The 23,676-nt window shown below is 36.9% G+C and carries 24 protein-coding genes and 1 pseudogene; 6 read left to right on the top strand and 19 right to left on the bottom strand.

From position 1 onward, the window contains the following. Positions 1 to 6: 6 nt before the first annotated feature. Positions 7 to 345 (bottom strand): fluoride efflux transporter FluC, encoded by a 339-nt coding sequence (locus tag H5S41_RS05140; protein ID WP_182598200.1) that lies wholly within the window; start codon positions 343 to 345, stop codon positions 7 to 9. Next, complete coding sequence (locus tag H5S41_RS05135) at positions 338 to 715, bottom strand: fluoride efflux transporter FluC (RefSeq protein WP_182602583.1); 378 nt, start codon at positions 713 to 715, stop codon at positions 338 to 340. Before H5S41_RS05135 ends, H5S41_RS05140 begins: the two co-directional genes overlap by 8 nt. 106 nt (positions 716 to 821) lie before the next feature. Here H5S41_RS05135 and H5S41_RS05130 point away from each other — a divergent pair, with 106 nt between their 5' ends. Continuing rightward, complete coding sequence (locus tag H5S41_RS05130) at positions 822 to 1,214, top strand: VOC family protein (RefSeq protein ID WP_182602582.1); 393 nt, start codon at positions 822 to 824, stop codon at positions 1,212 to 1,214. Between the two features lie 47 nt (positions 1,215 to 1,261). Here the strand turns inward: H5S41_RS05130 and H5S41_RS05125 are convergent, their stop codons facing one another. Together H5S41_RS05125 and H5S41_RS05120 are read right to left on the bottom strand one after the other, a co-directional pair. Then, the gene (locus tag H5S41_RS05125) at positions 1,262 to 2,077 is read right to left on the bottom strand and encodes a YdcF family protein (protein ID WP_182602581.1); all 816 of its coding nucleotides are present in this window, start codon (positions 2,075 to 2,077) and stop codon (positions 1,262 to 1,264) included. 3 nt (positions 2,078 to 2,080) lie between these two features. Further along, positions 2,081 to 3,817 (bottom strand): ABC1 kinase family protein, encoded by a 1,737-nt coding sequence (locus tag H5S41_RS05120; protein ID WP_182602580.1) that lies wholly within the window; start codon positions 3,815 to 3,817, stop codon positions 2,081 to 2,083. Between the two features lie 139 nt (positions 3,818 to 3,956). On the opposite strand from H5S41_RS05120, the gene H5S41_RS05115 reads away from it, so the two are divergent. Beyond that, positions 3,957 to 5,312, top strand: a complete 1,356-nt coding sequence (locus H5S41_RS05115; RefSeq protein WP_182602579.1) for a hemolysin family protein — start codon at positions 3,957 to 3,959, stop codon at positions 5,310 to 5,312. A 50-nt stretch (positions 5,313 to 5,362) separates the two neighbouring features. On the opposite strand, the gene H5S41_RS05110 is transcribed toward H5S41_RS05115, so the two are convergent. Next, positions 5,363 to 5,791, bottom strand: a complete 429-nt coding sequence (locus H5S41_RS05110; RefSeq protein ID WP_182598204.1) for a CopY/TcrY family copper transport repressor — start codon at positions 5,789 to 5,791, stop codon at positions 5,363 to 5,365. A gap of 155 nt (positions 5,792 to 5,946) precedes the next feature. Between H5S41_RS05110 and H5S41_RS05105 the strand changes: the two genes are divergently transcribed. Next, complete coding sequence (locus H5S41_RS05105) at positions 5,947 to 7,335, top strand: DHA2 family efflux MFS transporter permease subunit (RefSeq protein WP_182602578.1); 1,389 nt, start codon at positions 5,947 to 5,949, stop codon at positions 7,333 to 7,335. Between the two features lie 66 nt (positions 7,336 to 7,401). On the opposite strand, the gene H5S41_RS05100 is transcribed toward H5S41_RS05105, so the two are convergent. From H5S41_RS05100 to H5S41_RS05090, 3 genes and pseudogenes are all read right to left on the bottom strand, one after another. Then, positions 7,402 to 7,857 (bottom strand): DUF441 domain-containing protein, encoded by a 456-nt coding sequence (locus H5S41_RS05100; RefSeq protein WP_163704026.1) that lies wholly within the window; start codon positions 7,855 to 7,857, stop codon positions 7,402 to 7,404. Positions 7,858 to 7,928: 71 nt separating this feature from the next. Continuing rightward, positions 7,929 to 8,345 (bottom strand): cupin domain-containing protein, encoded by a 417-nt coding sequence (locus H5S41_RS05095; RefSeq protein ID WP_182602577.1) that lies wholly within the window; start codon positions 8,343 to 8,345, stop codon positions 7,929 to 7,931. A 96-nt stretch (positions 8,346 to 8,441) separates the two neighbouring features. Beyond that, positions 8,442 to 8,923 (bottom strand): annotated as a pseudogene (locus H5S41_RS05090) (flavodoxin family protein). A gap of 40 nt (positions 8,924 to 8,963) precedes the next feature. Between H5S41_RS05090 and H5S41_RS05085 the strand changes: the two are divergent. Next, positions 8,964 to 9,848, top strand: a complete 885-nt coding sequence (locus H5S41_RS05085) for a LysR family transcriptional regulator (RefSeq protein ID WP_182602576.1) — start codon at positions 8,964 to 8,966, stop codon at positions 9,846 to 9,848. Here the strand turns inward: H5S41_RS05085 and H5S41_RS05080 are convergent. The 3 genes from H5S41_RS05080 to kduI form a co-directional block, all read right to left on the bottom strand. Further along, on the bottom strand, positions 9,845 to 10,597 hold the full coding sequence (locus H5S41_RS05080; protein WP_182602575.1) for an IclR family transcriptional regulator: 753 nt from the start codon (positions 10,595 to 10,597) through the stop codon (positions 9,845 to 9,847). The genes H5S41_RS05085 and H5S41_RS05080 overlap by 4 nt on opposite strands. Before the next feature lie 153 nt (positions 10,598 to 10,750). Next, the gene (gene kduD, locus H5S41_RS05075; protein WP_182602574.1) at positions 10,751 to 11,566 is read right to left on the bottom strand and encodes a 2-dehydro-3-deoxy-D-gluconate 5-dehydrogenase KduD; all 816 of its coding nucleotides are present in this window, start codon (positions 11,564 to 11,566) and stop codon (positions 10,751 to 10,753) included. Positions 11,567 to 11,579: 13 nt separating this feature from the next. Continuing rightward, positions 11,580 to 12,428, bottom strand: a complete 849-nt coding sequence (gene kduI, locus H5S41_RS05070) for a 5-dehydro-4-deoxy-D-glucuronate isomerase (RefSeq protein ID WP_182602573.1) — start codon at positions 12,426 to 12,428, stop codon at positions 11,580 to 11,582. Between the two features lie 169 nt (positions 12,429 to 12,597). On the opposite strand from kduI, the gene H5S41_RS05065 reads away from it, so the two are divergent. Beyond that, entirely contained in the window at positions 12,598 to 13,467 is an 870-nt protein-coding gene (locus H5S41_RS05065; RefSeq protein ID WP_182602572.1) for a sugar phosphate isomerase/epimerase family protein, read from the top strand. Between the two features lie 63 nt (positions 13,468 to 13,530). Here the strand turns inward: H5S41_RS05065 and H5S41_RS05060 are convergent, their stop codons facing one another. From H5S41_RS05060 to H5S41_RS05035, 6 genes are all read right to left on the bottom strand, one after another. Then, positions 13,531 to 13,866, bottom strand: coding sequence for a helix-turn-helix transcriptional regulator (locus tag H5S41_RS05060; protein ID WP_182602571.1), 336 nt, complete (start codon positions 13,864 to 13,866; stop codon positions 13,531 to 13,533). 231 nt (positions 13,867 to 14,097) lie between these two features. Beyond that, positions 14,098 to 15,567, bottom strand: coding sequence for a glucuronate isomerase (uxaC, locus tag H5S41_RS05055; protein ID WP_182602570.1), 1,470 nt, complete (start codon positions 15,565 to 15,567; stop codon positions 14,098 to 14,100). Positions 15,568 to 15,569: 2 nt separating this feature from the next. Further along, complete coding sequence (locus H5S41_RS05050; RefSeq protein WP_182602569.1) at positions 15,570 to 17,120, bottom strand: MFS transporter; 1,551 nt, start codon at positions 17,118 to 17,120, stop codon at positions 15,570 to 15,572. A 177-nt stretch (positions 17,121 to 17,297) separates the two neighbouring features. Continuing rightward, positions 17,298 to 18,635 (bottom strand): gluconate:H+ symporter, encoded by a 1,338-nt coding sequence (locus tag H5S41_RS05045; RefSeq protein ID WP_182602568.1) that lies wholly within the window; start codon positions 18,633 to 18,635, stop codon positions 17,298 to 17,300. A 24-nt stretch (positions 18,636 to 18,659) separates the two neighbouring features. Continuing rightward, positions 18,660 to 19,733 (bottom strand): mannonate dehydratase, encoded by a 1,074-nt coding sequence (uxuA, locus tag H5S41_RS05040; protein ID WP_182602567.1) that lies wholly within the window; start codon positions 19,731 to 19,733, stop codon positions 18,660 to 18,662. Positions 19,734 to 19,753: 20 nt separating this feature from the next. Further along, positions 19,754 to 21,385, bottom strand: coding sequence for a mannitol dehydrogenase family protein (locus H5S41_RS05035; RefSeq protein WP_182602566.1), 1,632 nt, complete (start codon positions 21,383 to 21,385; stop codon positions 19,754 to 19,756). A 148-nt stretch (positions 21,386 to 21,533) separates the two neighbouring features. Here H5S41_RS05035 and H5S41_RS05030 point away from each other — a divergent pair, with 148 nt between their 5' ends. Beyond that, positions 21,534 to 22,217, top strand: a complete 684-nt coding sequence (locus H5S41_RS05030; protein ID WP_087215123.1) for a GntR family transcriptional regulator — start codon at positions 21,534 to 21,536, stop codon at positions 22,215 to 22,217. Between the two features lie 143 nt (positions 22,218 to 22,360). On the opposite strand, the gene H5S41_RS05025 is transcribed toward H5S41_RS05030, so the two are convergent. Continuing rightward, a complete protein-coding gene (locus H5S41_RS05025) occupies positions 22,361 to 22,840 on the bottom strand; it encodes a hypothetical protein (RefSeq protein ID WP_182602565.1) in 480 nt (159 codons plus the stop codon). Then, complete coding sequence (locus H5S41_RS05020; RefSeq protein ID WP_182602564.1) at positions 22,837 to 23,439, bottom strand: hypothetical protein; 603 nt, start codon at positions 23,437 to 23,439, stop codon at positions 22,837 to 22,839. The genes H5S41_RS05025 and H5S41_RS05020 overlap by 4 nt, the downstream gene beginning before the upstream one ends. Positions 23,440 to 23,676 lie beyond the last annotated feature (237 nt).

The raw sequence follows: 23,676 nt of genomic DNA, 5'->3' as shown, positions 1-23,676 counted from the left end.
CTCCTTTCATATCATTAGCCCGCATATTGCTGCGACAGTTCCGCCAATATAACTTAATCCTAAATAAACGGTTAATGTCCGCCATCTCCGCTCATCAATCATTGAAATTAATTCAACATTAAAAGTAGAAAACGTAGTATAACCACCCATTAAACCAGTACCAAACAAAAGCATAGTTGGCGAATTGCCAGCAAAGTTCTTAGTAAGGATTCCTAACAAGAAGCTCCCAGTAATATTAATAAATAAAGTAGCTAATGGCCAATCTATTTTTAGCTGCTTCCACCAGGTTGTAATTATGTAACGGATAACCGCTCCAATTGCTGCCCCAAGACCCACATTAATCATTTTGCTGATGCCTCCCGTATTTTCGCGCCAGCACAAATCCTAGTAATGCTAACGTTAATCCGCCCAGAGAACTTACCAAAAAATAGGCGATACTAGCAATTAGGTCCTGACTCTCAAGCTTAATAATCGTTGTTATTAGTGATGAAAAAGTCGTAAATGCACCAATGAATCCAATTCCAATCCCGGCATTTAACCATGTTGCTAGTGGCTTTCGGTCTATGAAATAGTAGGTTATAAATGATAATAAAAATGAGCCGATAAGGTTAGCACATAAAACACCGTTGTTCCCTAATAAGAAACCAAGCTCATAACGAGTAATTCCGCCTAAGAAGCCCCCCGCCGCTACACTAATTATCGTCCTTGAATCCATAGTCGCTCTCCTTATATCCAATAATCATTTCATTATACAACTTTTGCTATTTTAATTTAGAAACTTGTATAATGATATTGACTTAAATTTAAGGGAGACTTGAATTATGAAAATGCGACGAATTGATCATATTGTTCTAACAGTAACGAATTTAGAACAATCAATGCGATTTTATCATGAGGTATTTGATATGCCCGTAATTAAGGAACAAAGTAATGATGACTTAATCACAATGCGGTGCGGACACCAATTAATTCGATTACAAAAGGACGAACGGCCAACTACTCTAAAGGCTGCTCACCCAACATCCGGTTCTGCCGATTTGTGCTTGGTTGCAGGTGATAGCATTGACGATATTGTTCATCATCTTAATAGTTATTACATTGACATTATTGCTGGGCCTATTAAAAAGCATGGAGCTGAAGGTGAAATGACCTCTCTCTATGTTTATGATCCTGATAATAATTTAATTGAGATTGCTGTTTATAAGAATAAGTAAATTTTAATGGGAAATAGCTGTTTTCGTGACGGCTATTCCCCATTTATTTATATCAAACTAAATTCAACCAAAAGCAGCAGGATAAAGATGCTACCGGCTAGCCAACGATGATCACGAATAAGGCCAAGATAATCGCGAATAAAAGTTAACGGACAATACTGCCAGGGTGTCTTACTCCCTACAAAGGACCATTGTAAGCCAAGCTTTCTTGCATAAGTTTTAGCACGAAGCACATGAAAATCGCTAGTTACTACCACTACAGACGCATGGGGATTAATAAGTTGACTGGTAAAAGTTAAATTTTGCCATGTATTCCGTGCTCGTGTCTCCCGAATTATTTTTAACGCTGGGATCCCTTGGTTAATTAAATAAGCCGCCATTGCATCAGCTTCAGATATCTTTTCTTTCTGTACTTTGCCGCCTGAAACAATGATTTTCGCAGATTGATGTTTTTTCCAGCATATGACTACCCTGTCTAGCCGCGTAGCTAAAACTGGCGGAACATGCCCGTGCCTAATTGCTGCTCCTAAAACGAGAAAATCATGAACCGTGGGTGGACATTTTAGCATGCGAGTATAGTGACTGTAAACGCAAAATAAAATTAAATTAAATGTACTTAAGGCGTCAAGCGTTGCTATTACTAATGCAGCTAGCCAGGTAAAAGTCTTAGCAGGCATATTCATAATTAAAAAGGCAAAAGCAGGCAAAATAATTATGAGGTTGATCAACATTAAGATAAAGGCAAAAGCGTTAAACTGGATTGCCCTCGATTCACTGTGCAGATGACGAACTAAAATCAAGCGAATCGTAATTCCCCAGCATAAAGCGCATAATAATTCATTAACTAAACTTAAAATTACCATTGATCATCGTTTCCTTCGCCAATTTCGCCATCGATGAATAACTTCCGTAATAACTAAAATGATGATAATAATAATCGCAATAATATAACCAGTTACCCCAAAACGGTAGATATGAGAACCAGCCGGGGTCCCCTGAATTAATAATGATGAACCGAGAATTACCGCAGCTAAAATAATTGCAATCATGAACCGATTCATCAGTCGTTCAATTTGCTTTAGTACTCGTTGCTCATTTTTATACTGTAAGTCAATTTTTGCATCCCCGCTAACAAAGGTTTCAATCAGCTCGTTAACTCGTTCTGGCATCTTACTCATTGCCTTACTAGCAAAGAAAAGATTAATCAAATTATTATCAACCGCAGACCGCCAGTTAAAGTTTCGTTTTAAATAGTGCCGGCCAAACGACTGTGCAACCTCGAGCATTGATATTTCGGGGTCAAGTTTAGCAACCGAACTTTCTAAGGTACCAAAGGCCTTAATCAACATTGTTACCTCTCCCCGCATTTGAAGATGGTTTTTCTTACATAGCTGGATAATTTGATACAACATTTTCACAAAGTCAATATCGCCAAGACCCGTTGAAAAATATGGTTGGATAAATGCGCCGAGTTCCCGATAAAATGCATTCTCATCAACTTCACCGATCCGGTTGCAAACATTTAGAACTGCCTTTCCAATTTTGCGAGTATCCTTGGTGTTGATTGCAATTACGATATTAGCAATACTATTGGCCATTGCCGGACTCAATCTTCCCATCATTCCGAAATCAAGGTAGACAATTCGATAGTTTGGTAATTCAACTTCTTGATCATAGCTAATCATTGTATTATAGATTGTTTTTTCACGGTGCTTGGTCGTTGCGTATTTCTTTTGCGCATCGTGAGGGCCTAGTTCATGAATCAATATATTGCCCGGATGAGGATCAGCGTGAAAATAATGATCCACGAAAACCTGTTTCAGAAAGTTATTAACCAGGGTAATAGCAATCTCATGATTCACTGTTAATGTCTTTTGATCGGCATCGTTTGACGGTTTAAACCGATAACGAATACTCTTCCCTTCCATTGCTTCATTAACAAGAATCTTAGGTGCACAGTAATCAAGATATACTTTAGGTACTAAAATTGCGCCGTCCCCGTTATTTAATGTATAAAATTCTTCCCCGTTTTTCGCTTCTTCAAGGGTATTAACCTCGCTTAATAGTGAAGTACTTAATTCATCAATTACCTTATTCAAGTCAACAACTGCAATATCTTGAGGAACGTACTTAAATAAAACAACTGCTTTTCTTAAGAGGGCTAAATCAGTATTAACAAGCTTACCAACTTCTGGATGCTGAACCTTAACAACAACCGGAGTGCCATCTTTAAGCGTCGCATGGTGAACCTGACCAATCGATGCAGACGCAAAAGGTTCCTCCGCAAAATCGGCAAATTCATCATCAATTTTCTTTCCGGTTTCTTCTTCAAAAGTCTGCTTTACCGTTGCAAAACTATCAGATTTAACCTGGTCTTGCAAGTTGCGCAGTTCCTTAATATATGCTGGTGATACAAGGTCAGGACGAGTTGACAAAATTTGACCAAGCTTAATGAAAGTTGGCCCCAGCTCTTGGAGTGCCTGGCAAATCGCTTGTGGATTGGTTTGGTGGTAAAAATTACTAACAAAATGGTACTTCCGCATTATTTGCATGATTTCGCGTAATCGTGCTGATTTTTTTATCTCTTCTTCATTGCTCGACATGGCTCTTCTCCTACTTATTTTCCTCTATTTTAGCATTTTCAATTATAAAAAAATAATTAAACTCCCCCTTCGCGATGATTTACTGATACAATAGTAGTCGATAAATTATTTAAGAAAGTTTAGGTGAAATTTTTAAACGATGAATGGTTTATGGGATTCATATTGGTTTAAATTAATTATCATTATTTTAATTTTACTGCTCGCAGCTTTATTTACACTTCTGGAATATTCAGTTGTTAAAGTCCGCCCCAGTGAATTAAAAGAACTACGTCAAACACATAAGGTTCAACGTGCGGAACACATGGTAGCAAACCTTAATGAGTACTTATCGACAGCTCAGGTCGGTGTTACTATGACTTCTTTAGTTTTAGGTTGGTTAGGTGACGAGTTCATCACTGACTTGTTACTAAAGATTAATGTAATTCCACATGATATTCTTCAAGCAATTGCACCGGTTATCGGGGTTTTGATCTTCACATTCTTCCATGCAGTATTTACTGACTTGGTTCCTAAAAATATGGCGATTGATCGCCCGGTACCGATTCTTTTAGCAATTGTTCATCCAATTCAATTTTTCCATACTATCTTCTACCCATTTGTTTGGTTATTCGCGGTAGTCGCTGCTGCGGTTACAAAAATGTTAGGATACAATGTCCAACCGGAAGAAGATACGTATTCACAAAATGAAATTATGACCTTATCTCAACAGTCAGAAAAAGCTGGTGAGATGGACAAAGAAGACGTTATCTTCATGCAACGTGCCTTTGAAATGAATGATAAGGTTGCTGAAGACATTATGGTTGATCGGACACAATTAGCGGTCATTGATATTACGGCCTCCATTGAAGACGCAGCAAAACTTTATTTTGAAAAGAAATTTACACGTTTTCCGGTTGTCGCCAATAATGATAAGGACCATATTCTTGGTTATGTTTTTGCGTATGACATTATGCGGCAAAATCAAATTAACCCTCAACAATCTGTCCGGACAATCATGCGGCGGATCCCAATTGTTTATGAGAATGAACAGCTTACTAATGTTTTAGCTGAGATGATGAAAAAACAAGTGCCAATTGTTGTTGTCCAAGATGAATATGGCGGTACTTCAGGAATCATTACTGATAAAGATATTTATGAAGAGTTATTCGGTACTGTGGGTGAAGAAATCGATCATGCAACATCTGATATGATTGAGAAGAAAGATCCTGATAGTAAGGGTAATCCAACATTTGAAGTTTCTGGTAAGATGCCCCTTGATGATTTTGAACGTTACTTCAACACTAACATTGAACAATTTGATAACTCTGAGGTAACAACATTAACCGGCTTTTTCCTTGAACGCCAATACGATTTAAAAGTTGGTCAGCCTATTAGAGTAGATAACTTTTCATTTACGCCGCTTGATTTAAAGAACGCGTATGTTAACAAATTCAAAGTGGTCTTTATCAAGCCTAGAAAAAAACAAGGATCAACTAAAGACGATAAAAATAAATAAAGAATTAAGAGACCGTGAAGAAGTGTTTTCACGGTCTCTTAATTCTTTTATCAGCATTTCATTTGCATGTGTGGAATACAGTTACATTTAACATTATCAGGCGAATTGGCTACTTTACTTGCCAATAATTTCTGAAGGCTCGCAATATCATCTTTACTAAGAGTTGCATTATTAATTACATGTTCAAGAGTACTGCCAACGTGCCGCTCGCAAATATTATTAAATAAGTTATCAGCAGCTTGATCCATTGTTTGCTGTTCAGGAACTAACGGCTCATAAATGAATCCACGACCTTGACGAGTTGCCGATAGAGCTTCTTTGTCAACTAAGCGTCGTAATAGTGTTTTTATTGTGGCTGGTTTCCATTCAACTTTTTGTTGCAAGATTTCAATGATTTGACTACTGGTTGTTTGTCTTAAGCTCCAAACTACCCGCATAACTTGCCATTCAGCGGGAGTTATTTCTAAATCACTGTTCATCTAATACCTCCTGCGTTTACAGATGTAAATTATTTATAACTATATTTTATCATTATTTTACTTTGTTGCAAATTTTCAATGCATATTGACTTTAATAATTGAACTAGTAAACTCTATAATGTTTGACTAATATCAAGGAGCGATATATTTAACTAATGGAAAATCAACGAATTCGCCATGCATTAATAATCATGGTTTTTGGTACATTTTTCGGTCTTCTTTGTTCAACTTTAATGAACATTGCATTACCAACTTTTATGAATGTTTTTCATATCAGTGAAGCGCAAGTCCAATGGGTTACAAATGGATACATGCTTGTAAATGCCCTGATGATTCCCGTCAGTTCATTTTTAATAAAGAGATTTCCATTTAAAAACCTTTTCATTGTTTTTTCTGGAATTTTCCTCATCGGGACGATTGCAGGAGCAGCAGCTTGGAACTTTAATTTAATTGTAATTGCTCGGATGATTCAAGCGCTGGGAGCGGGAATGATGATGCCCTTAGTAAATGTACTAGCAATTCGTTATGCTAGGCCAGGGAAAAAGGGCCAAATTATGGGGATTATTGGACTAGCATTCAATTGTGCGCCAATTCTGGGACCTGCTATTTCCGGCTTCTTGCTACACTTCTTTTCCTGGCGGTACTTGTTCCTGTTAATTATTCCCTTTGCGGTTGCAACATTACTCTTATCATTTTTCTTCTTACCGGCAATCTCGCACAATGAACATCCGCAATTCAATACCCTAGCATTAATCTTAATTACTGCTGGCTTATGGTCGCTATTAATGGGCCTTTCAAATGTTTCTAATAACCCGCTTATGTCGTTCAATGTTGCTGGTTATGTTTTAATTGGTTTATTATTCTTATTTTCCTTTTTCCTTAACCAACGGCACAGCAATAAGCAATTAATTAACTTTGGAATTTTTACTCATAAGCAGTTTGTTCTTGCTACTATTATTAATATGTTAATCACGGCAACTATGTACGGTAATGCCATTTTAATTCCATTACTGGTTCAGATTGTTCTGGGTAAAAGTACAGTTGTTTCTGCTATTGCTGTCTTACCAGGGGCAATTTTAACCGGCTTGCTTTCAACCACCAGTGGTCACTTTTATGATATCTACCCAATTAAAATACTTGTCGGTGCTGGGCTAATAATTGATATTCTCGGTACAATCGGCCAAGCGGCAATTGGAGCGCGAAGTTCTGTAATCATGATTACCCTGTTTCAAACTGTTCGTCAATTTGGTTTGGTAACAATGTTAATCCCCTTGCAAACACAAGCCCTCTCCCTTTTGCCAAATGAGATTGTTCCAGATGCGGTTGCTACTTTTAATACCTTACGTCAAATTGCCGCCTCATTTGGGACAGCGTTAATCGTTGCAATTGTCGGAATCGTTAACCACCTTGTACATAATCCCTCATCACACCTGGGAATTCAAGCTGGATTTATTTTATGTTTATGCTTACTATTAACCTCTCTTTATTTAAGTACAAAACTCTATCATAAAATCTCTTCGCAAGTGAAGTTAGAAAATGGATAAAAACTAGTAAACGAAAAACAAGATCAGAATCAGCTATTCAGCTAATTTTGATCTTGTTTCTTTTTACTAAAAATGCAAATTTAATAAAGTGACGATACAATAAGTCATCCCACTAGCGATTACCGGTCCGGCCGCGATTCCCTTAAAAGCAACCACACCGATAATTGTCCCCAGTACTAAGGCGACTGTAACCTGGGGCACGGCAGCCAATTGATTAACACCATATTTTGACAAAATTGCGACGGCTATTCCGGCACCAACTGCAATCCAGCCGGCAGGAGTTTTAAATGCTGCCCATAAGTCATCAAAACCAATCTGCCCCGTAGCAATAGGAATCAAAATAGCCACAGAAATTACTGTTACGCCCCAATTAATCCCCTTTTGTTGAATTAACGGGAGCCATTTGGCAGTATAAGGAATTAACTTCAAAACTATTACAACGATACTTGCAATAATCAACGATGAATTATGACCAAAAATCGCGATTAATAATACTAAAGCTAAAAAAAGCCAGCTTTCCATTTGATCTCCTCCTCAAACTTTATCTAGTATATCAAAGTTAGACAAGAGAACAAACAAAGCTGGCTGTTTAATTATTCAGATAGGCGATTATATGTATCATTATCCACTTCTTCACACCATTCGCTCGTTCCCTTAGTAATTGCAATGTGAGAGAACCAGCTATCCTTAGTAGCACCATGCCAATGCTTAATACCTTCATGAATTGCTACAACGTCACCAGGCTTTAGTAGTTGTGCTGGCTTGCCTTCTTCTTGGTACCATCCTTCACCAGCAGTCACTAGCAAAATTTGAAAGCCATTATGATGGATATGCCAGTTATTACGGCAACCAGGTTCAAAATTGACGTTAGAAACGTTCACATCAATATTATCATCAGGCGATACTAGTCCGTTAAGATAACTTGTACCAACAAAGTATTTTGCAAAAGCAACGTTCATATCGCCAAAACCAAAAAGGTCATTTTTCACTTCATGTTCATTCTTAGCCATAGTTATTACCTCCAACTAATTGGTGCTTTAATAATAACTACTAGAATAAAGAATGTAAAAAGCTTATTATAAATAATAGATTATCCAAAAAGTGAATTATAATTTTCGTAACCAAGAAAATTATAATTCACTTTTTGGATAAACGTGGGCGTACCATGTGTCAGAATGTGATAGCCATCAGTAACATTTAATTTACCTGCATGGTTAATAAAATCTTGCTGATAATTACCTGTTTCACTCCAACCGGTACTAAAAGGTGCCACTTCACCGGTAAAGCTCTGCAACCGTTGCAATAAAGATAAGATGGGAGAAGCAACTTTTTCATTCCAAACCGGTCCGCCTATTAAAAGCAAATCATAATAAGACAAGTTAGGTAAGTCCGTCACTAATTTAGGTAAATCATGATTTTTACGTTGCTGTTGATAAATTCTTCCCGTTTCCTGCATGTCAAGCGGAAAGACATTAGCAGCAACTTTAACCCGAACAATATCAGCACTCGTTGCCTCATGAATTTGACTAGCTAATTTAGCCGTGTTACCAAATTGTGAATAGTATAAAATCAATGCTTGCCTTGCCATTTCAAATACTCCTTAATCAATTCTAAGCGAGGGATAAATTATGGATACCCGTGTATTAAAATACTTTTTAGCTGTTGCTCAAACTAATAATATCACTAAAGCTGCGGAACAATTACATATTACGCAACCGACCTTATCACGCCAAATTATGGATTTAGAAGCAGAATTGGACGTAAAGCTCTTTGATCGCGAAAATCGGCGTCTACAATTAACCAAAGCTGGTATCATTTTCCAACAGCGAGCAACAACAATAGTACAATTACTACACCAAACAGAAAATGAACTCCACCAGCACGAAGAAGAGTTAACTGGTGAAATCAATCTTGGTTCAGCTGTCTCAAGTGTCTCCTCATATATCACGAAATTAATTGCTGAATTTCAAAAACTTTATCCTAATGTTACCTTTAATTTATCCGACGGTGACGGTGATGTCCTTCGACGCCAATTAGATGAAGGATTAGATGACCTTGTGTGCTTATTAGAGCCGGTTGAAGCCGCTAAGTATAACTTCCTCGAATTACCTGTTCGTGAAAAATGGGGACTAATAATGCTTAAAGATGCACCTATTGCCAAGCATCCAACTATTACAAAAAAAGATCTTTACAAGCTTCCATTAATTCTTCCCCATCGCAGCATTGTTCGGGATGAAGTTAGCGATATTTTAAAACTTGATCAAACACGGTTAAACGTTCGTGCAACTACTAGCCTGCCAGGAAATACCATTGCACTCTTAAGAAACAGCAATTATTATGTTTTAACGGTTAAAGGAGTCTACGATAATTTTCATGATCCAGACTTAGCTTTTGTCCCGCTTACTCCTAATAAATCAACTGGGGATGTCCTAGCTTGGCGTAAGAATACCGTCCTTTCACCAGCTATCAAGAGATTTTTACAATTTGTTAATGAAGAAATTCAAGAATCCTAAATTGCATTTAAGATCCTTTGCTGGGTCTGTTGTCCCAGCTTTACGAATTGTTCTTTTTTCTTATCGTCCATCCGGTATTCGGGAGTACTAATACTAAATGCGCCAAAAGTATGGCCATTTTTTACTAAGGCAAAGCCGAGACAGTATACCCCTGGCTGGTTTTCAACATCGTCAATTGAATACCCCTGCGCCCTTGTTTCATTTAGATTAGTCAGCAGTTCTTGTTCATTATCAATTGTCTTTGCGGTTAGCTTTTCAAAAGTGATGCCCGTTAAGTATTCGGATAATTGTTTGTCGTTATAAGTAGCTAATACTGCTTTCCCCATTGCAGAAGAGTACATATGCATCTTACCGCCAATATACGATACCAGTTTGATACTATTAGTACTTTCAAGCTTTGAGAGAAGGACGACACTTTTCCCTTCTATAATACCAAGATTAACCGTTTCATTGGTTGCATCACGAAGATCCCTTAAATATGGCTTAGCAATTTCTTCTATATTGAAAGAATTATTAACTGCTTGCGCATACTGAAGAAAAATCGTCCCTAAGTAGTAGTGCTTATCTTCTCCTTCTACCCGAACATATCCGCAGTATTCTAATGTTTTTAGTATTTTATAGATTGTGGGCTTTGAAATATCAAGTTGTTCATCTAATTCACGGAGAGTCGGCGCTTCGGAAGCACTTGCAATATAATCAAGAATCTGGCGTGCCTTTAATAACACAGCACCGTATAATTTATTTTCCATTTAATTCACTCACTTCGTTAAAAATTAACTAATTTCTATCAAACAACATTTTATTTCTTTTAGCAAGCCAAATAATATGAAACCGCAAATGGGAGTAAAGCCGAAATCGTTGCCAAGTTCTGCTTTACTCCCACTTTTGATATATTCTTTAACTTATCGAACCAAATATCCGCCATCGACTGGCATGATCGTTCCATTTACATAATTAGCAGCATCACTTGCCAAGAACACTGCAACACCCATTAATTCGTGCGGTTCAGCCCAGTGACCAGCCGGAATTCGATCAAGGATTTCTTGATTTCGCGCTTTATCTGCCCGAATGGGTGCGGTATTAGCTGTTTTGATATAACCAGGAGCAATCGCATTAACCTGGACTCCATATGCTCCCATTTCACTAGCAAATGATTTTGTTAAACCTGCAACCCCATGTTTAGATGCAGTATAGGATGGTATAAACTTCCCGCCTTGGAAAGAAAGCATTGAACCAATGTTGATAATCTTGCCATGACCTTGTTTTGCGAAAACCTTTGCTACGGCCATCGACATATGGTAAACAGCATTTAAGTTGATGTTAATTACCGCGTCCCAGTCAGTGTCCTTTGATTCTAGAATTGGGTTACGTTTAATCATTCCCGCATTATTAATCAAAATATCAAGATGACCAAACGTCTTAATTGCTTGGTCAACAACTTTTTGTGCAACACCCGGCTTAGTTAAGTCAACTTGCATAAACTCAACCTTGCGCCCACGCTTTTCAATCATCTCGCGGGTATCGTCCCAGCCTTGCGTACCATGTGTTGGAATAAAAATATCAGCACCGGCTTCAGCTAAGGCAACAGCATAGCCTTGACCTAGCCCCGTATTCCCGCCAGTAATAATTGCAACCTTACCGCTTAAATCAAATGCAGACATCTTAAACTTGTCAAGGGCTGCCTCATTTTGTTTGATTTCTTCTTGTGATTGAGCCATTAAAATACCTTCTTTATCTCAAATCATGCATGTCAACCATATCCATGTCATCATAGGTTTGATTTTCACCACACATTGCCCAGATAAATGAGTAACTGGTGGTCCCGACACCACAATGAATCGACCAGCTAGGGTTTACTACTGCTTGTTCCGGCTCTAAGACAATATGTTTGCTTTCATCCGGTTTACCCATGAAGTGGAAAACGCGGGTATCCTTAGAACCAAATTCGCAGTACATGTATGTTTCCATTCGGCGTGCATGAGTATGACATGGCATTGTGTTCCAACCATTACCAGGTTCGAGCACTGTATAACCCATTTGCAATTGACAGGTGTCCATGCTTGAAGCATCAATATATTTGTAAATCGTCCGTTTATTCATATCCTTTTGATTCCCCATTGGCATAGCAATTGCATCCTTAAATGGAAGCTTCTTGTTTGGGTATGTCTTATGAGCAGGAGTTGATACGACATAGAACTTAGCAGGATCGTCAGAACTATCGGACTCAAATACAACATGTTTAGCACCCATTCCGATATAATAGCCATCATGCTTTACAATATTGTCTTTCTGCCCATCAATAGTCACCGAACCGGAACCACCAATGTTAATAAAACCAAGTTCCCGGCGTTGTAAAAAGTAATCAACTCCCAGATCTTTATCAAGCTTAATTTCTAGTGGTTCGTCAGCCTTGGGTGTGACACCGCCAAAAATCATCCGATCATTATAGGTATATGTTAATAAAATGTCGCCCAAAGAAAAAATTTTATCCATTAAAAATTCGTCTCGTAATTCTTTTGTATCATAGTGTTGAATATCCTTAGGACTGTGTGCGTAACGAGTTACCATTTTGAAACTCATTGTTTTCATTCCTCCGTTTCTTAATTAGAAATAATATTTCCTTATTCACTATTAATTATAATCTTATTGACACTTTTTGCAAGCGATTTCATTAAATTCTTTCTATTTAAGAAATTAAATTTCCAATAAATAATTTAGTGATATGATAAAAACATAGAGGTGATTACAAATGAGTATTAATATTGGTATCCGTGCCCATGATGTCAGTGAGCACACTTTTAATCATTTATTTAGCGTTACTGCTAACTATGGATTTAACAATGTGCAATTTGCCCCGTTTAAATTTTTGCCAAAGGAATTGATCACGGATAGTTTGCAGTATTCCCCTGGCCTGTTAACCATAATCGATCAGAAGTTTAATAAAGCTGGAGTTAAGATATCTGTACTTGGTAATTACGTTAATATGATTGACTATGATCCTACTGTTCGTAATAAGAACCTACAAAGTTATCAAAATAGCCTGGTAGCAGAAAAGTTTTTGCACGCAGCAGTTGTTGGCAGCGAAACTGGCAGTATTCTTTCACCTAATGGTTATACGCCGCATAATTTCACAGATTCCGCCCTGTTACGGGTAATTGATTCTGTAAAACAAATAACCAGTGCTGCAGAAAAACTGGGAGCCTTATTTGCGATTGAACCAGGAATAAACCATCCCCTTTATGATAATTACGCAGTCCGCCGAGTCCTAGATGCAGTAAACAGTCCAAACCTATTTGTGATCTTTGACCTTGCTAACCTTATTTCAAAGGAAAACTATAATGATCAGGGTACCATCTTAAACGAGGCAGCACGATTATACGGCCCGCAAATCTGTACCTTTCATTTAAAAGATGTTGCTTTTATTAATGGTCAAAAAGTGACGGTTCCATTTGGCTCTGGAATTATCGATGTTGATCGTTATGTTAGCTTTATTAATAATCTTAAGCCCTACACCTTTGCAACATTCGAGGCAACAAAGGAGAATCAATTAGATTCAGCACTAGCAGCATTTCATCAAGCTGAGAAAAAATCCAGGGCAATTATAAAAGCCCTACAGTAGAAATACCATAAGACTTTTAATTTGTTATTCAGTTTTTTGAATAAGATTTAATGCTAAGTGCAACTACGCAGTTACCCAGTCATATTGTTGCAAGAATAACGGTGATTTATTATTAGCTTTTGTCACTTCATTATTTTCTTTTGCAAGTCGTAATTTGTAATTAGAGTCTAGTGCAAGTAATAACTCACTAGATATTCCCATTACTTTCTCAATCCGTAACGCCACTACCTCATTCAAAAAACGTTTACGATTAAGAATATCAGAAATATTTTTTTGGCTGACGCCTAACCGGTCTGCTAAGTCTGACTGAGTAATACTATAGTAATCCATTGTTTCTTTAATTAAATCAGCAGCAGAACTAAGGTGGTACTTTTTAATTCTATTTTCTCGATGTAGCATAGTATCAACTCCTTTTGCTCTAAATAATGTTAATGGTAATCTTCAATGCTAATAATTTGGATAGTTACAATATCGCTCTTGTTTACAGATAGCTGATCATTTATTATACCATATCGGTATATGAATTCTGAATCAATTTTGATCCTATAGTTTAAATACGTAAAAAATCAGCTTTATCACTTTAAAAAATCCCCAACAAATACTTTTTGTACTCGTTGGGGATTCCTTTAGTTAAAATTGAAACTTGTTTTCGTGCTTGTCAAACAAGTCGCTTGGTTTTTCATCAGGGAAAAAGTTAAAGTAGTTTAATGCATTATTGTACGAAATATCTTGAACAATTTTACCGAGGTACTCTTTGTCCTCTGGAGCCCGTCCCTGCTCAACCAAACTTCCGATAAAGTTACATAATGCTCGACGGAAGTACTCGTGACGAGGATAAGAAAGGAAGCTTCGTGAATCTGTTAACATTCCGACAAAGTTAGGCAAAAGACTTTGTTGGGCAAATGTCCGTAATTGTTGCTGCATCCCTTCAGCAGTATCATTGAACCACCAAGCAGCACCCAACTGCATTCGTTGTTTGCCACCTTCTTGGAAGCATCCCATTAGCGTTACCAATTGTAGCCAATCATTCGGGTTAAGAGAATAGAAAATAATCTTTGGTAAACTATCTTCATCTTTCATCTTAGTAAAGAGCTTTTGAATTTCTGCTACCATGTCAGGCTGTGTTCCCATTGCATCAAAACCAGTATCAGGACCAATTTGATCAAACATTGGGTGATTGATGCTTCGTAAAACATTATTATGGAACTGCATTGTCCAATTATACTTTTTATTAAGCTTCATTAAGTTTTCAACAAGCATTGTAAGATATTGGTCACGCTCACGATCAGTTAATTGCTCGTTATTGATTGCTTTATTAACGATTGAATCAAGCTCATCATCGGTTGCTTCAACAAAGTGATAAGTACTTAGCGAGTGGTCAGAAAGACGAGCACCCATTTCATTAAAGTAACCAAACCGTTGATCCATTGCCCTAATAATATCTTTAAATGAGTTAATCTTAACTCCAGATACCGTAGCTAATTCATTAAGGTATTGACCATATGTTGGCTTATCAATATAGATTAAATTATCAGGCCGCATTGCTGGTAATGTACGGAAGCCATTTTCTCTTTCATCTTTTTTCAGTAATTTATGATAATGAAGGTCTGATGCTGGATCATCCGTTGTACATACAGCAACTACATGGGAAAGTTTGATAAGGTTACGCGGTTTAAAATCGTCTGTTTGAAGGAGCGCATTAGCTTTCTTCCAAACTTCTGGTGCATTTTTACGGGTTAGTGGTTCGTTAATTCCGAAGAAGCGACGTAATTCAAGATGAGTCCATTCATAAACCGGGTTACCGACAGCCCTCTCAATTGTACCAGCCCATGCTAAGAACTTTTCATAGTCATCAGCATCACCAGTAATTAATTCTTCGGGAACACCATTTGCTCGTTCCAGCCGCCACTTATAATGGTCACCATAAGTACCATCATTAAGCCATAAACGAGTAATATTTTTATAATTCTTATTCTCATAAATTTCTTTCGGTACAAGGTGACAGTGATAGTCAATGATTGGCATATCCTTTGCATAATCAAAGAACAGCTTTTTACCCCATTCGTTAGTTAACAAAAAGTCTTTTCCTACTAGTGTCATGTTTATTTACCTCCGTTTGTTTTGCTATTATCTTCATTTATGTTAGGCCATACTTTTGCATATGGTTCCCCTGTTAGTTCTTCAACAACCTCTTTTGTTTCAGAAGTTACATCTGCCTTTGAACCGCCAGCTTGAAGCCGCTCAAGTTCTGCTTTTAATACATCATGCGTTTGACGGTTAAGTTTAAATTTCATTGCAATTATTAATGCCCAGCCGATTAAAACAACAGGTCCAATGAAGAAAATGAGCATGATTCCAAGTTGAATACTTCGTGGTGTTGTATTGTAATTAAGCATTGTTTTAGAATTAAAGCCAATTATCTCCAAGAGAATACCAGCAATCCATGAGGCCACAGCCCCGGTAGATTTACGGAAAAAGGTCATGACAGCTGCATAAATACCAGCACGATCTTGACGTGTCATAATCCGATCAATGTCAGGAATAAATGGGAAAACGTTCCATGGCGTGAATTCCAAGATTGCACGTCCGCATTGATAAACTAATGAAATAGCAATTAAAATTACAACAGGATTATTAACATCAAACATCCAAGTAAGGATATAACCAATCATTGTAAGAATAATCGTTGAATAACTTAGACCGTAAAGAAATCTTGGTCCGCGTTTAATCATCATTCTAGTTGCGGCTAATGTAGCTAAAATACCAATAGCTGATAATGCTTGCAATGTCCATGGAAGATCATCTTTTGCGCCATTAATACAGCAAAGAATAAATGTTGGAAGCATTATTGAATAGAAGTCTTTACCAGTAAATGAAAGTAAATAGATTGCCAGATGTTGTCTAAAAGATTTATTTTTAAACGTCGAGAAGTAATCCTCAACAGTATTTTTAAGAAATGTACCCAAGGGTAAGTCAGGCTTTGAATCAAGTTTTTTAACAAAGTCCTCTGTTAATGGTCGTTCCCAGGTACTACGATATGAAACAAAAATTGCAATGACAAAGATAATCGTCCAAATAATTCCTGTTACCAAATAAGCATTAGGGTTTTGAGCATGTTTCAATGCTGCAAGGATAAAGAATACAAGTGCTGTACCAGTAGCTGAAATTACCATCCGTGATCCAGATAATACAGTACGTAAGTTATAATCCGTTGTCATTTCAGTCGGTAATGTTTCCCACGGAATTAAAATCATAGCGATAATCAATTCAATGGCAACATACACAATTAAGTAATAAATCCAATTAGTTGACTTTACCCAGAATAATGGGAATACGATAGCAAATAAGATTCCACCAATTAAAATGAAGAAATGCCGACGACCAAATTTTTGTCCCAACTTATTTCGGTAAAAGCCATCGGTAATTGCCCCAAAGAATAGCGAAAAGATAGCATCAAAAATTCGTCCAATTCCTGTAATCGCTCCTGCAAGTGCGGGACTAATACCATTACTCATAACAAACACAAAGATAACTCCAGAAACGATGTTATTCCAGCCACCGCCCATTAAGTCATTCATCCCAAAACCAATTCCACGCCAAACATTGATTTTCTTTGGTGTGTAAACCCAGCTAGTCTTACCTTTCTTTTTCATTTTAATCCACAACTTTCTTTTAACGCTAAAATTGTTAATTTTTTCACAATCAAAGCAAAATTAAAACACATATCTAATCCATAGATAATGTCGTCTTAAATATGCGTTCTAATTGCCTTTTTACCAACCATCTTTATAAATTATTTTCAGCATCTTATATGGTTCAATAATTCACAATCAATGAATAAATAAACTTAATAGTAATACCATTGCCAAACCTACAACTGAGTTAACTAATTCTAAAGCATCCCATGTTTTAAATGTATCTTTTAAGGAAATACCGAATGATTGTTGAAAGAGGAGAAAGCCCCCGTCATACATTAAAGTCATAGTATTACTACCGCAGGCACATGCTAGTACCATTAGCACAGGGCTTACGTGCATCATTGTTACCATTGGAGCCACAATTCCCGCAGCAGTAATAGCAGCAACAGCTCCCTGCCCCGTTAAAATCCTAATTAATACAGTAATTAACCATGCAAGAATAAAAGGTGATACTGGTAGTTTTCCAAACATTTGAACAATAATATTACCAACACCGGTATCGATAATAACTTCTTTCATTACCCCACCAGCTGCAATCACGAGTAAAACATTAGAAATTCCTTGAATTGCTTTTGTAAGTTGGGCAGTTACTTGTTTACCGCTCTTGCCTCTTGCATAACCAAATACGATCATTGCAATAATCACAGTAATTAACATACTAATATCAGCACTACCTAAGAAACTCATTACCTTATAAACCATACTTTGCTCACTACTAATCGATTTGAATAGCGATGAAATTATAATAATAATAGCGGGCAATAATGGTACTAATAAACTTATCCCAAAACTAGGAAGTTCATTTTTAGGTTTCTTTGGTGCCGGTTTCATAACATTACCGAGGGGCATCGAATCAAGTCCCGTAATGAAATGTCGTACTAAAATACCAGAACAAATAATTGTCGGGATAACTACTACAAATCCCCAAATATATACTTGTGCTATATCAGCATGAAAGGCAGTAACTAATGCCATTGGACCAGGCTGTGGTGGAAATATACTGTGTCCCATCGTTGCCCCTGCAACAGTTGGAATTATCAATCTCATATACGGAATTTTTGCTTCTTGAGCAATACTGATAACAAGTGGTGCAGTAATTAAGAATGCTACCTCATAAAACATTGACATTCCAAAAATCATTCCAATAATGAGAAGAGCAAACGATAAATATTTCCGTCCCATCTTTGCAACAATTGTATCCGCAATTTGCTGAGAAGCACCTGATTCAGTCATCAGTTCCCCGACAATTGCTCCAAAGATAACTATTAAGGCAAGAGTAGATAGAACTCCACCAATTCCCTTTTCAACTGTCGGAACAACCTTAGTAATTGGCATTCCTTCAGCAAAAGCTATGAAGAGTCCTGCTAAAAGCAGTGCGATAATATTATGAAGCTTAAGTCCAACAATTAAATAAACCAATAAGCCAATTCCAAGACCAATCCAGATTAGCGAAATTATATCGGCCGACATGGTTAATCACTACCTTCCCATCCTTTACTTATTTTCCTTTGTAATTGCTTCCCAAAGACCATTCAAATAAGTAATTCCAAGTGCGCGATCATATAATCCATATCCTGGACGACCTTCTTCGCCCCAAATGTCACGACCATGGTCTGGACGAATGTAACCATCAAAACCGGTGTCATATAAAGCTTTCATGATTTCATACATATCTAATGAACCTTCTGAAGATAAGTGTGCTGACTCATGAAAATCACCATTACCCATAAATTTAATATTACGAGCGTGGATAAATGGCACCCGGTCTTTCTTGACAAATTCTCTAATGATAGCGGGAACATCATTATTAGGATTTTCGCCAAGACTTCCTGTACAGATCGTAAAACCATTGTATTTTGATTCATGCATTTGTTCGATCTTTAGCATGTCTTCCCGATTCTTATAAATTCGCGGTAGACCAAATAATGGCATTGGCGGATCATCAGGGTGCATTGCCATCCGAACACCGTATTGTTCACATGTTGGAATAATCGCATCTAAGAAGTATTTAAGATTTTCACGCAACTTCTGTTCATCAACATCTTTGTAAGCTTCAAATAAGCGTTTAACTTCTGCTAGCCGTTCTGGTTCCCAACCTGGAAGAACATAACCATTAGAGTTCTTTTCTACAGATTTGATAATGTCTTCTGGTGATCCCTCAACGTATTTATGTTGAAATGCCATGTCCGTTGAGCCATCAGGAAGCGGATAATGAAGATCAGTCCGTACCCAGTCAAAAATTGGCATAAAGTTATAACAAATGACTTTGATTCCATAAGCTGCCAAATTCTTAATTGTTTCTTTGTAGTTTTCAATATACTTATCACGACTTGGCAATCCAATCTTTATATCATCATGAATATTAACTGATTCAATTACTTCAAGCTTTAATCCAGCATCTTCAACTTCTTTTTTTAACGCTGCTATCCGTTCTTTTGGCCAAACCTCACCAACAGGAATATCGAACAACGCTCCGACTACCTGTGTTGTTCCTGGAATCTGACGAATATCTGACAATTTAATTGAATCATTGCCATCGCCATACCAGCGAAATCCCATATTTTTCATTTCATAAATACCTTCTTCTATTAATACTTTCCTTTTTCTTCAACAGTTTGATGAATTGTCTCCCGAACTGCTCCTGGCTTTGTAATCATCTGTTTGAAGTAATCCTCAATTTTATTACCAAGGCCGATTTCATAAAGATCATTACCAAAAATTGACTTGTTACTTAAAATTGGCTGTAATTTTTCATGGACATCGCTTTCTGAATCACCGATCTTAATATCCTTAACGTACTCATGTAACTGGTCATATAACGGATCTGGACTTGGAGTAAAGACATTCCCATTATCATCAATTGCCATCAAGTAACGGCACCAGCCAGCAATAATCATTGGGATAAATTCAAGATTTGCCGGATCAAGTTTAGGATTCTCAACATAGTGCTGAATGGTTACTCCATAACGAATACCAACTTTTTGCGACGTATCTGATGCAATCCGCTGTGGTGTATCAGGGATATTTTTATTCGGTAACCGCTTAGTAATTAAAGTGCTGATAAATTCTTTGGGATTAATAATCTTTGGGTCCTTTACGACTGGTAAATCCTCACCGTAACCGAGATTTTTAATCATCTTTAGAAGGTCATCGTCCACTGCTTCATCAGCAATTGAATGAAAATCTAGCAGACAGCCAAAAATTGCTAGTGATGTGTGTAGCGGATTAAGACAAGCTGTAACCTTCATCTGATCAGCATCATTAACAGTTTCGCGGTCGGTCATAAATACACCAGCATCTTCAAGTTTTGGCCGTCCGTTTGGAAAACTGTCTTCAATTACGAGATAATGAGTTTCTTCGGTATTACCAAACGGTGCAATATTTGTATGCTTCTCAGTATGAACGATTGCCGCATCTTTAATCCCATCTTCAACCAACTCTTTCGATACTTTTTCGGACGGGTTCGGTGTAATTCGGTCAATCATACTCCACGGGAATGATACTTGCTTAGGGTCACTGAGGTACTCAAGGAATCCTTGGTCGGCGAAACCATTCTTCACCCAACCATTAGCGATAAGTTGGACTGCTTCTTCCAACCGCTTCCCATTTTGTGAGAAATTATCGGTACTGACCATGGCAATTGGTAATTTTCCTGCCTTATACCGTGATAGTAATAGATTGGTAATTATTCCCATGTTAGTAATCGCAGAATCTGGGTCATTATTAAGATCATGTTCAGCTCCCTTAGTCAAGTTGTCATTTATATCTTTTAAGGCATACCCTTTTTCCGTTATTGAAAATGTTGCTAATTGCAGTGTTGGCTTCTTAAAAATATCTTTTAGCTTTTCGAGGCCTGCTTTATTTTTACTATTGGCATAAATACTGTCAGTTACGCTTGCTACTAACTCCTTATCCAGGCCATCATTTTTCATCACAACTGATAAGAAACGATTATTATAAGGTTTATAGACTTCATTAATGACTTCATCGTCATAGGTGTCAGCAACAATAATTCCACTATCTAATTCGCCCTTATTAATTAAATCCTGAGCAATGACAGAATGAAAACATCTAAAGAGATTACCGCCACCAAAATGGACCCATACCGGATTCTCGTTAGTATGTTCAATTAATTTATCTTGCGCATACTTAGGAACCCGCACTCCAGCTTCTTCAAATGGTGTTGGATTGTTAAGATAGTCGTCAGTTAATTTCACCATTAACAGCGCTCCCTTTCAAAGTAATATACTAATATATCAGTTGGCTTTATAGTAAACGCTTTCAGTGGTTTTGTCAATATCTTTACAGAAATTGCTTTTTTATCACAAGAAACGTTATAATAAAAACACTAGAAAGGACGTTGTAGGAATGCCTAATTACTCACGAAATAACTTAACTGGACAGGCTTATGACATCATCTTAAAAAAGATTATTGATGCCGAATATGAACCTGGTCAGAAGATATCAGAAAAGAAAATCGAAGAAGACCTTCAGATTGGCCGAACTCCCGTTAGAGAAGCGTTACTTCAATTACGTCAAGAGCAGCTTATCAATGTAATCCCACAATCAGGCACTTATATTGCAAAGATTGATTTAAAAGACGTTTTAGATGCCCGTTTTGTTCGTGCTAGTGTCGAGCGGCGAATTATGCGAGAAGCTGCAACGCTGAAACTTAATGAAGAACAAATAGCTTATCTCGACCGAATTATTGAAAATGAAAAAAGAACTCGTGAAAGTGATGACTTCCCTGCCTTCTTAGACAGTGACGATGTCTTTCATGAGTACTTTTATAAACTTACCGATCACCAACGCGTATGGGATTGGCTAAAAAAGATTAATATTCAATTTAATCGTTTCCGGTTCTTACGGTTAAAAGTGCAAAAGCTTTCGTGGCAAGGATTGATTGAGGAACATATCGCAATTTATAAAGCTATTAAGACAAACGACGTTAACGAGGCGGACCGTTTGACAGCTAATCACATGCACCGAATGCTTGACGAAGAAGAGTCGCTTATTAAGTCTTTCCCAGATTATTTTGATAATATTGATTAGAAATAAAGCAGTAAGTATCCTTTCATAATGAAAAGATCTTGCTGCTTATTTTAACGATAATGAATTTTAAACCATACATTCCAAATCCATTGGAGATTTACTTTAGGCTTTGGAGTATTTTGTTTAATTTCATTTATTCCCGCCTAATTTGATGCCTGATACCACATATTCCATAGCCATTGCAAATTAATAATTGGACGACGTGAATTCTGTCTAATTTCATTTTCTACATCATTCAAATATCTATAAGCTTTTTTTTCATGTTTTAACTCTTTTTTTGTATCAATTAATTTTCCATCTCTGCTTAAAATAATATAGGAAACTTTCTTACCATTTTTCGGCTTATATTCCACTAATTCTGGCATTAGTCTAAAACTATCCCCTTTTTTTCCAGTTTTCTTAACTTCATTCAAAGTTGCTTCTCTCAAATCTTGATGAACTACTTGATAACTGGGAACATAGTTATCAGGTAAGTAATTATTTCCCAATAATGGTACAAATCTATAATACTTACTATTATTATTTTTCATATGGGTAGCATAATAGTAAGCATGGTAATGAAGATTAAATGGTATTTGCACTATAAAGGCTATTCCAAATATAATTAGCCATTTTTTCATCATCTCTTCCTCCTGAAGAATTTTTTAACTCTTGATCTAGTATTTTTAACAAATCTCGAAACTGATTTACGGGCTGAATTGTATCTTTTAGTTACAGTTCGCTTCACTGCACTATTAAATCGTTTAATCGGTCTTGGGGTATATTTCCGATACACTCTTTTAACAACGTTAACCGTTTTTTGATAAATCTGTCTCCCAGTTCTTATTGGGTGGGTAATAATACGTTTTGTCGCTGTATAAAGTCTAGCAGTTTGCTTCTTCACATAAGCTACCCCTACTCTGGCTTTTTGCACTACTTTCTTTATCGTTTTAGCTGGATGCATTATTGCTTGAGCTGCCATCTTAGCGCCTTCCTTTACAGTTCGCCAATTGCGCCATGCTAGTAATCCAGCGGTTGCGATACCCATTGTCGTAATAATTGCTTGACTAGTTATTACATTTAGTTTTGAACGTTCTACCATTCCTTTTTCCTGTTTATTTCTCGATTGATTTAACTTGTTAGTTTTAGAATTATAAATATCCTTTAACGTTTTGACTAATCCCTTTTTGGAAGTGGTGATCCGATAAACGTCAAGATCAGCATTTTTATCTTCTTTGCTCATTTTACTATCAACAACATAGTCCCCATAGTATCCATTCGCAAATAACCAGAATTGTCTACTAGACTAGTCCTCATTTAAATGAAATAAAAGCAGCAAGTATCTTCCTGTATATTGAAAGTCTTACTGCTTATTTTATCGGTAATGAATCTTAAACCATAAAATGGTATCTGAATAACAAATAATACAAGCAAAACAATTATTGTAATCCAGACTGCTTTCTTTTCCATTTATTCCCGC

Origin of the sequence: Limosilactobacillus albertensis (genome assembly GCF_014145555.1) — a bacterium.
GTDB lineage: Bacteria > Bacillota > Bacilli > Lactobacillales > Lactobacillaceae > Limosilactobacillus > Limosilactobacillus albertensis.
The sequence above is the reverse complement of the archived record's forward strand: the minus strand, read 5'-3'. Positions and strand labels throughout refer to the sequence as shown.

Coding starts and splice junctions, on each gene's coding strand:
- H5S41_RS05085 (WP_182602576.1), top strand. CDS start 8,964: ATGGATACCCGTGTATTAAAATACTTTTTAGCTGTTGCTCAAACTAAT.
- H5S41_RS05135 (WP_182602583.1), bottom strand. CDS start 715: ATGGATTCAAGGACGATAATTAGTGTAGCGGCGGGGGGCTTCTTAGGC.
- kduD (WP_182602574.1), bottom strand. CDS start 11,566: ATGGCTCAATCACAAGAAGAAATCAAACAAAATGAGGCAGCCCTTGAC.
- uxaC (WP_182602570.1), bottom strand. CDS start 15,567: ATGACACTAGTAGGAAAAGACTTTTTGTTAACTAACGAATGGGGTAAA.
- H5S41_RS05095 (WP_182602577.1), bottom strand. CDS start 8,345: ATGGCTAAGAATGAACATGAAGTGAAAAATGACCTTTTTGGTTTTGGC.
- H5S41_RS05120 (WP_182602580.1), bottom strand. CDS start 3,817: ATGTCGAGCAATGAAGAAGAGATAAAAAAATCAGCACGATTACGCGAA.
- H5S41_RS05105 (WP_182602578.1), top strand. CDS start 5,947: ATGGAAAATCAACGAATTCGCCATGCATTAATAATCATGGTTTTTGGT.
- H5S41_RS05025 (WP_182602565.1), bottom strand. CDS start 22,840: ATGATGAAAAAATGGCTAATTATATTTGGAATAGCCTTTATAGTGCAA.
- H5S41_RS05080 (WP_182602575.1), bottom strand. CDS start 10,597: ATGGAAAATAAATTATACGGTGCTGTGTTATTAAAGGCACGCCAGATT.
- H5S41_RS05100 (WP_163704026.1), bottom strand. CDS start 7,857: ATGGAAAGCTGGCTTTTTTTAGCTTTAGTATTATTAATCGCGATTTTT.
- H5S41_RS05130 (WP_182602582.1), top strand. CDS start 822: ATGAAAATGCGACGAATTGATCATATTGTTCTAACAGTAACGAATTTA.
- H5S41_RS05030 (WP_087215123.1), top strand. CDS start 21,534: ATGCCTAATTACTCACGAAATAACTTAACTGGACAGGCTTATGACATC.
- uxuA (WP_182602567.1), bottom strand. CDS start 19,733: ATGAAAAATATGGGATTTCGCTGGTATGGCGATGGCAATGATTCAATT.
- H5S41_RS05035 (WP_182602566.1), bottom strand. CDS start 21,385: ATGGTGAAATTAACTGACGACTATCTTAACAATCCAACACCATTTGAA.
- H5S41_RS05060 (WP_182602571.1), bottom strand. CDS start 13,866: ATGCTACATCGAGAAAATAGAATTAAAAAGTACCACCTTAGTTCTGCT.
- kduI (WP_182602573.1), bottom strand. CDS start 12,428: ATGAGTTTCAAAATGGTAACTCGTTACGCACACAGTCCTAAGGATATT.
- H5S41_RS05045 (WP_182602568.1), bottom strand. CDS start 18,635: ATGTCGGCCGATATAATTTCGCTAATCTGGATTGGTCTTGGAATTGGC.
- H5S41_RS05115 (WP_182602579.1), top strand. CDS start 3,957: ATGAATGGTTTATGGGATTCATATTGGTTTAAATTAATTATCATTATT.
- H5S41_RS05065 (WP_182602572.1), top strand. CDS start 12,598: ATGAGTATTAATATTGGTATCCGTGCCCATGATGTCAGTGAGCACACT.
- H5S41_RS05140 (WP_182598200.1), bottom strand. CDS start 345: ATGATTAATGTGGGTCTTGGGGCAGCAATTGGAGCGGTTATCCGTTAC.
- H5S41_RS05020 (WP_182602564.1), bottom strand. CDS start 23,439: ATGAGCAAAGAAGATAAAAATGCTGATCTTGACGTTTATCGGATCACC.
- H5S41_RS05125 (WP_182602581.1), bottom strand. CDS start 2,077: ATGGTAATTTTAAGTTTAGTTAATGAATTATTATGCGCTTTATGCTGG.
- H5S41_RS05110 (WP_182598204.1), bottom strand. CDS start 5,791: ATGAACAGTGATTTAGAAATAACTCCCGCTGAATGGCAAGTTATGCGG.
- H5S41_RS05050 (WP_182602569.1), bottom strand. CDS start 17,120: ATGAAAAAGAAAGGTAAGACTAGCTGGGTTTACACACCAAAGAAAATC.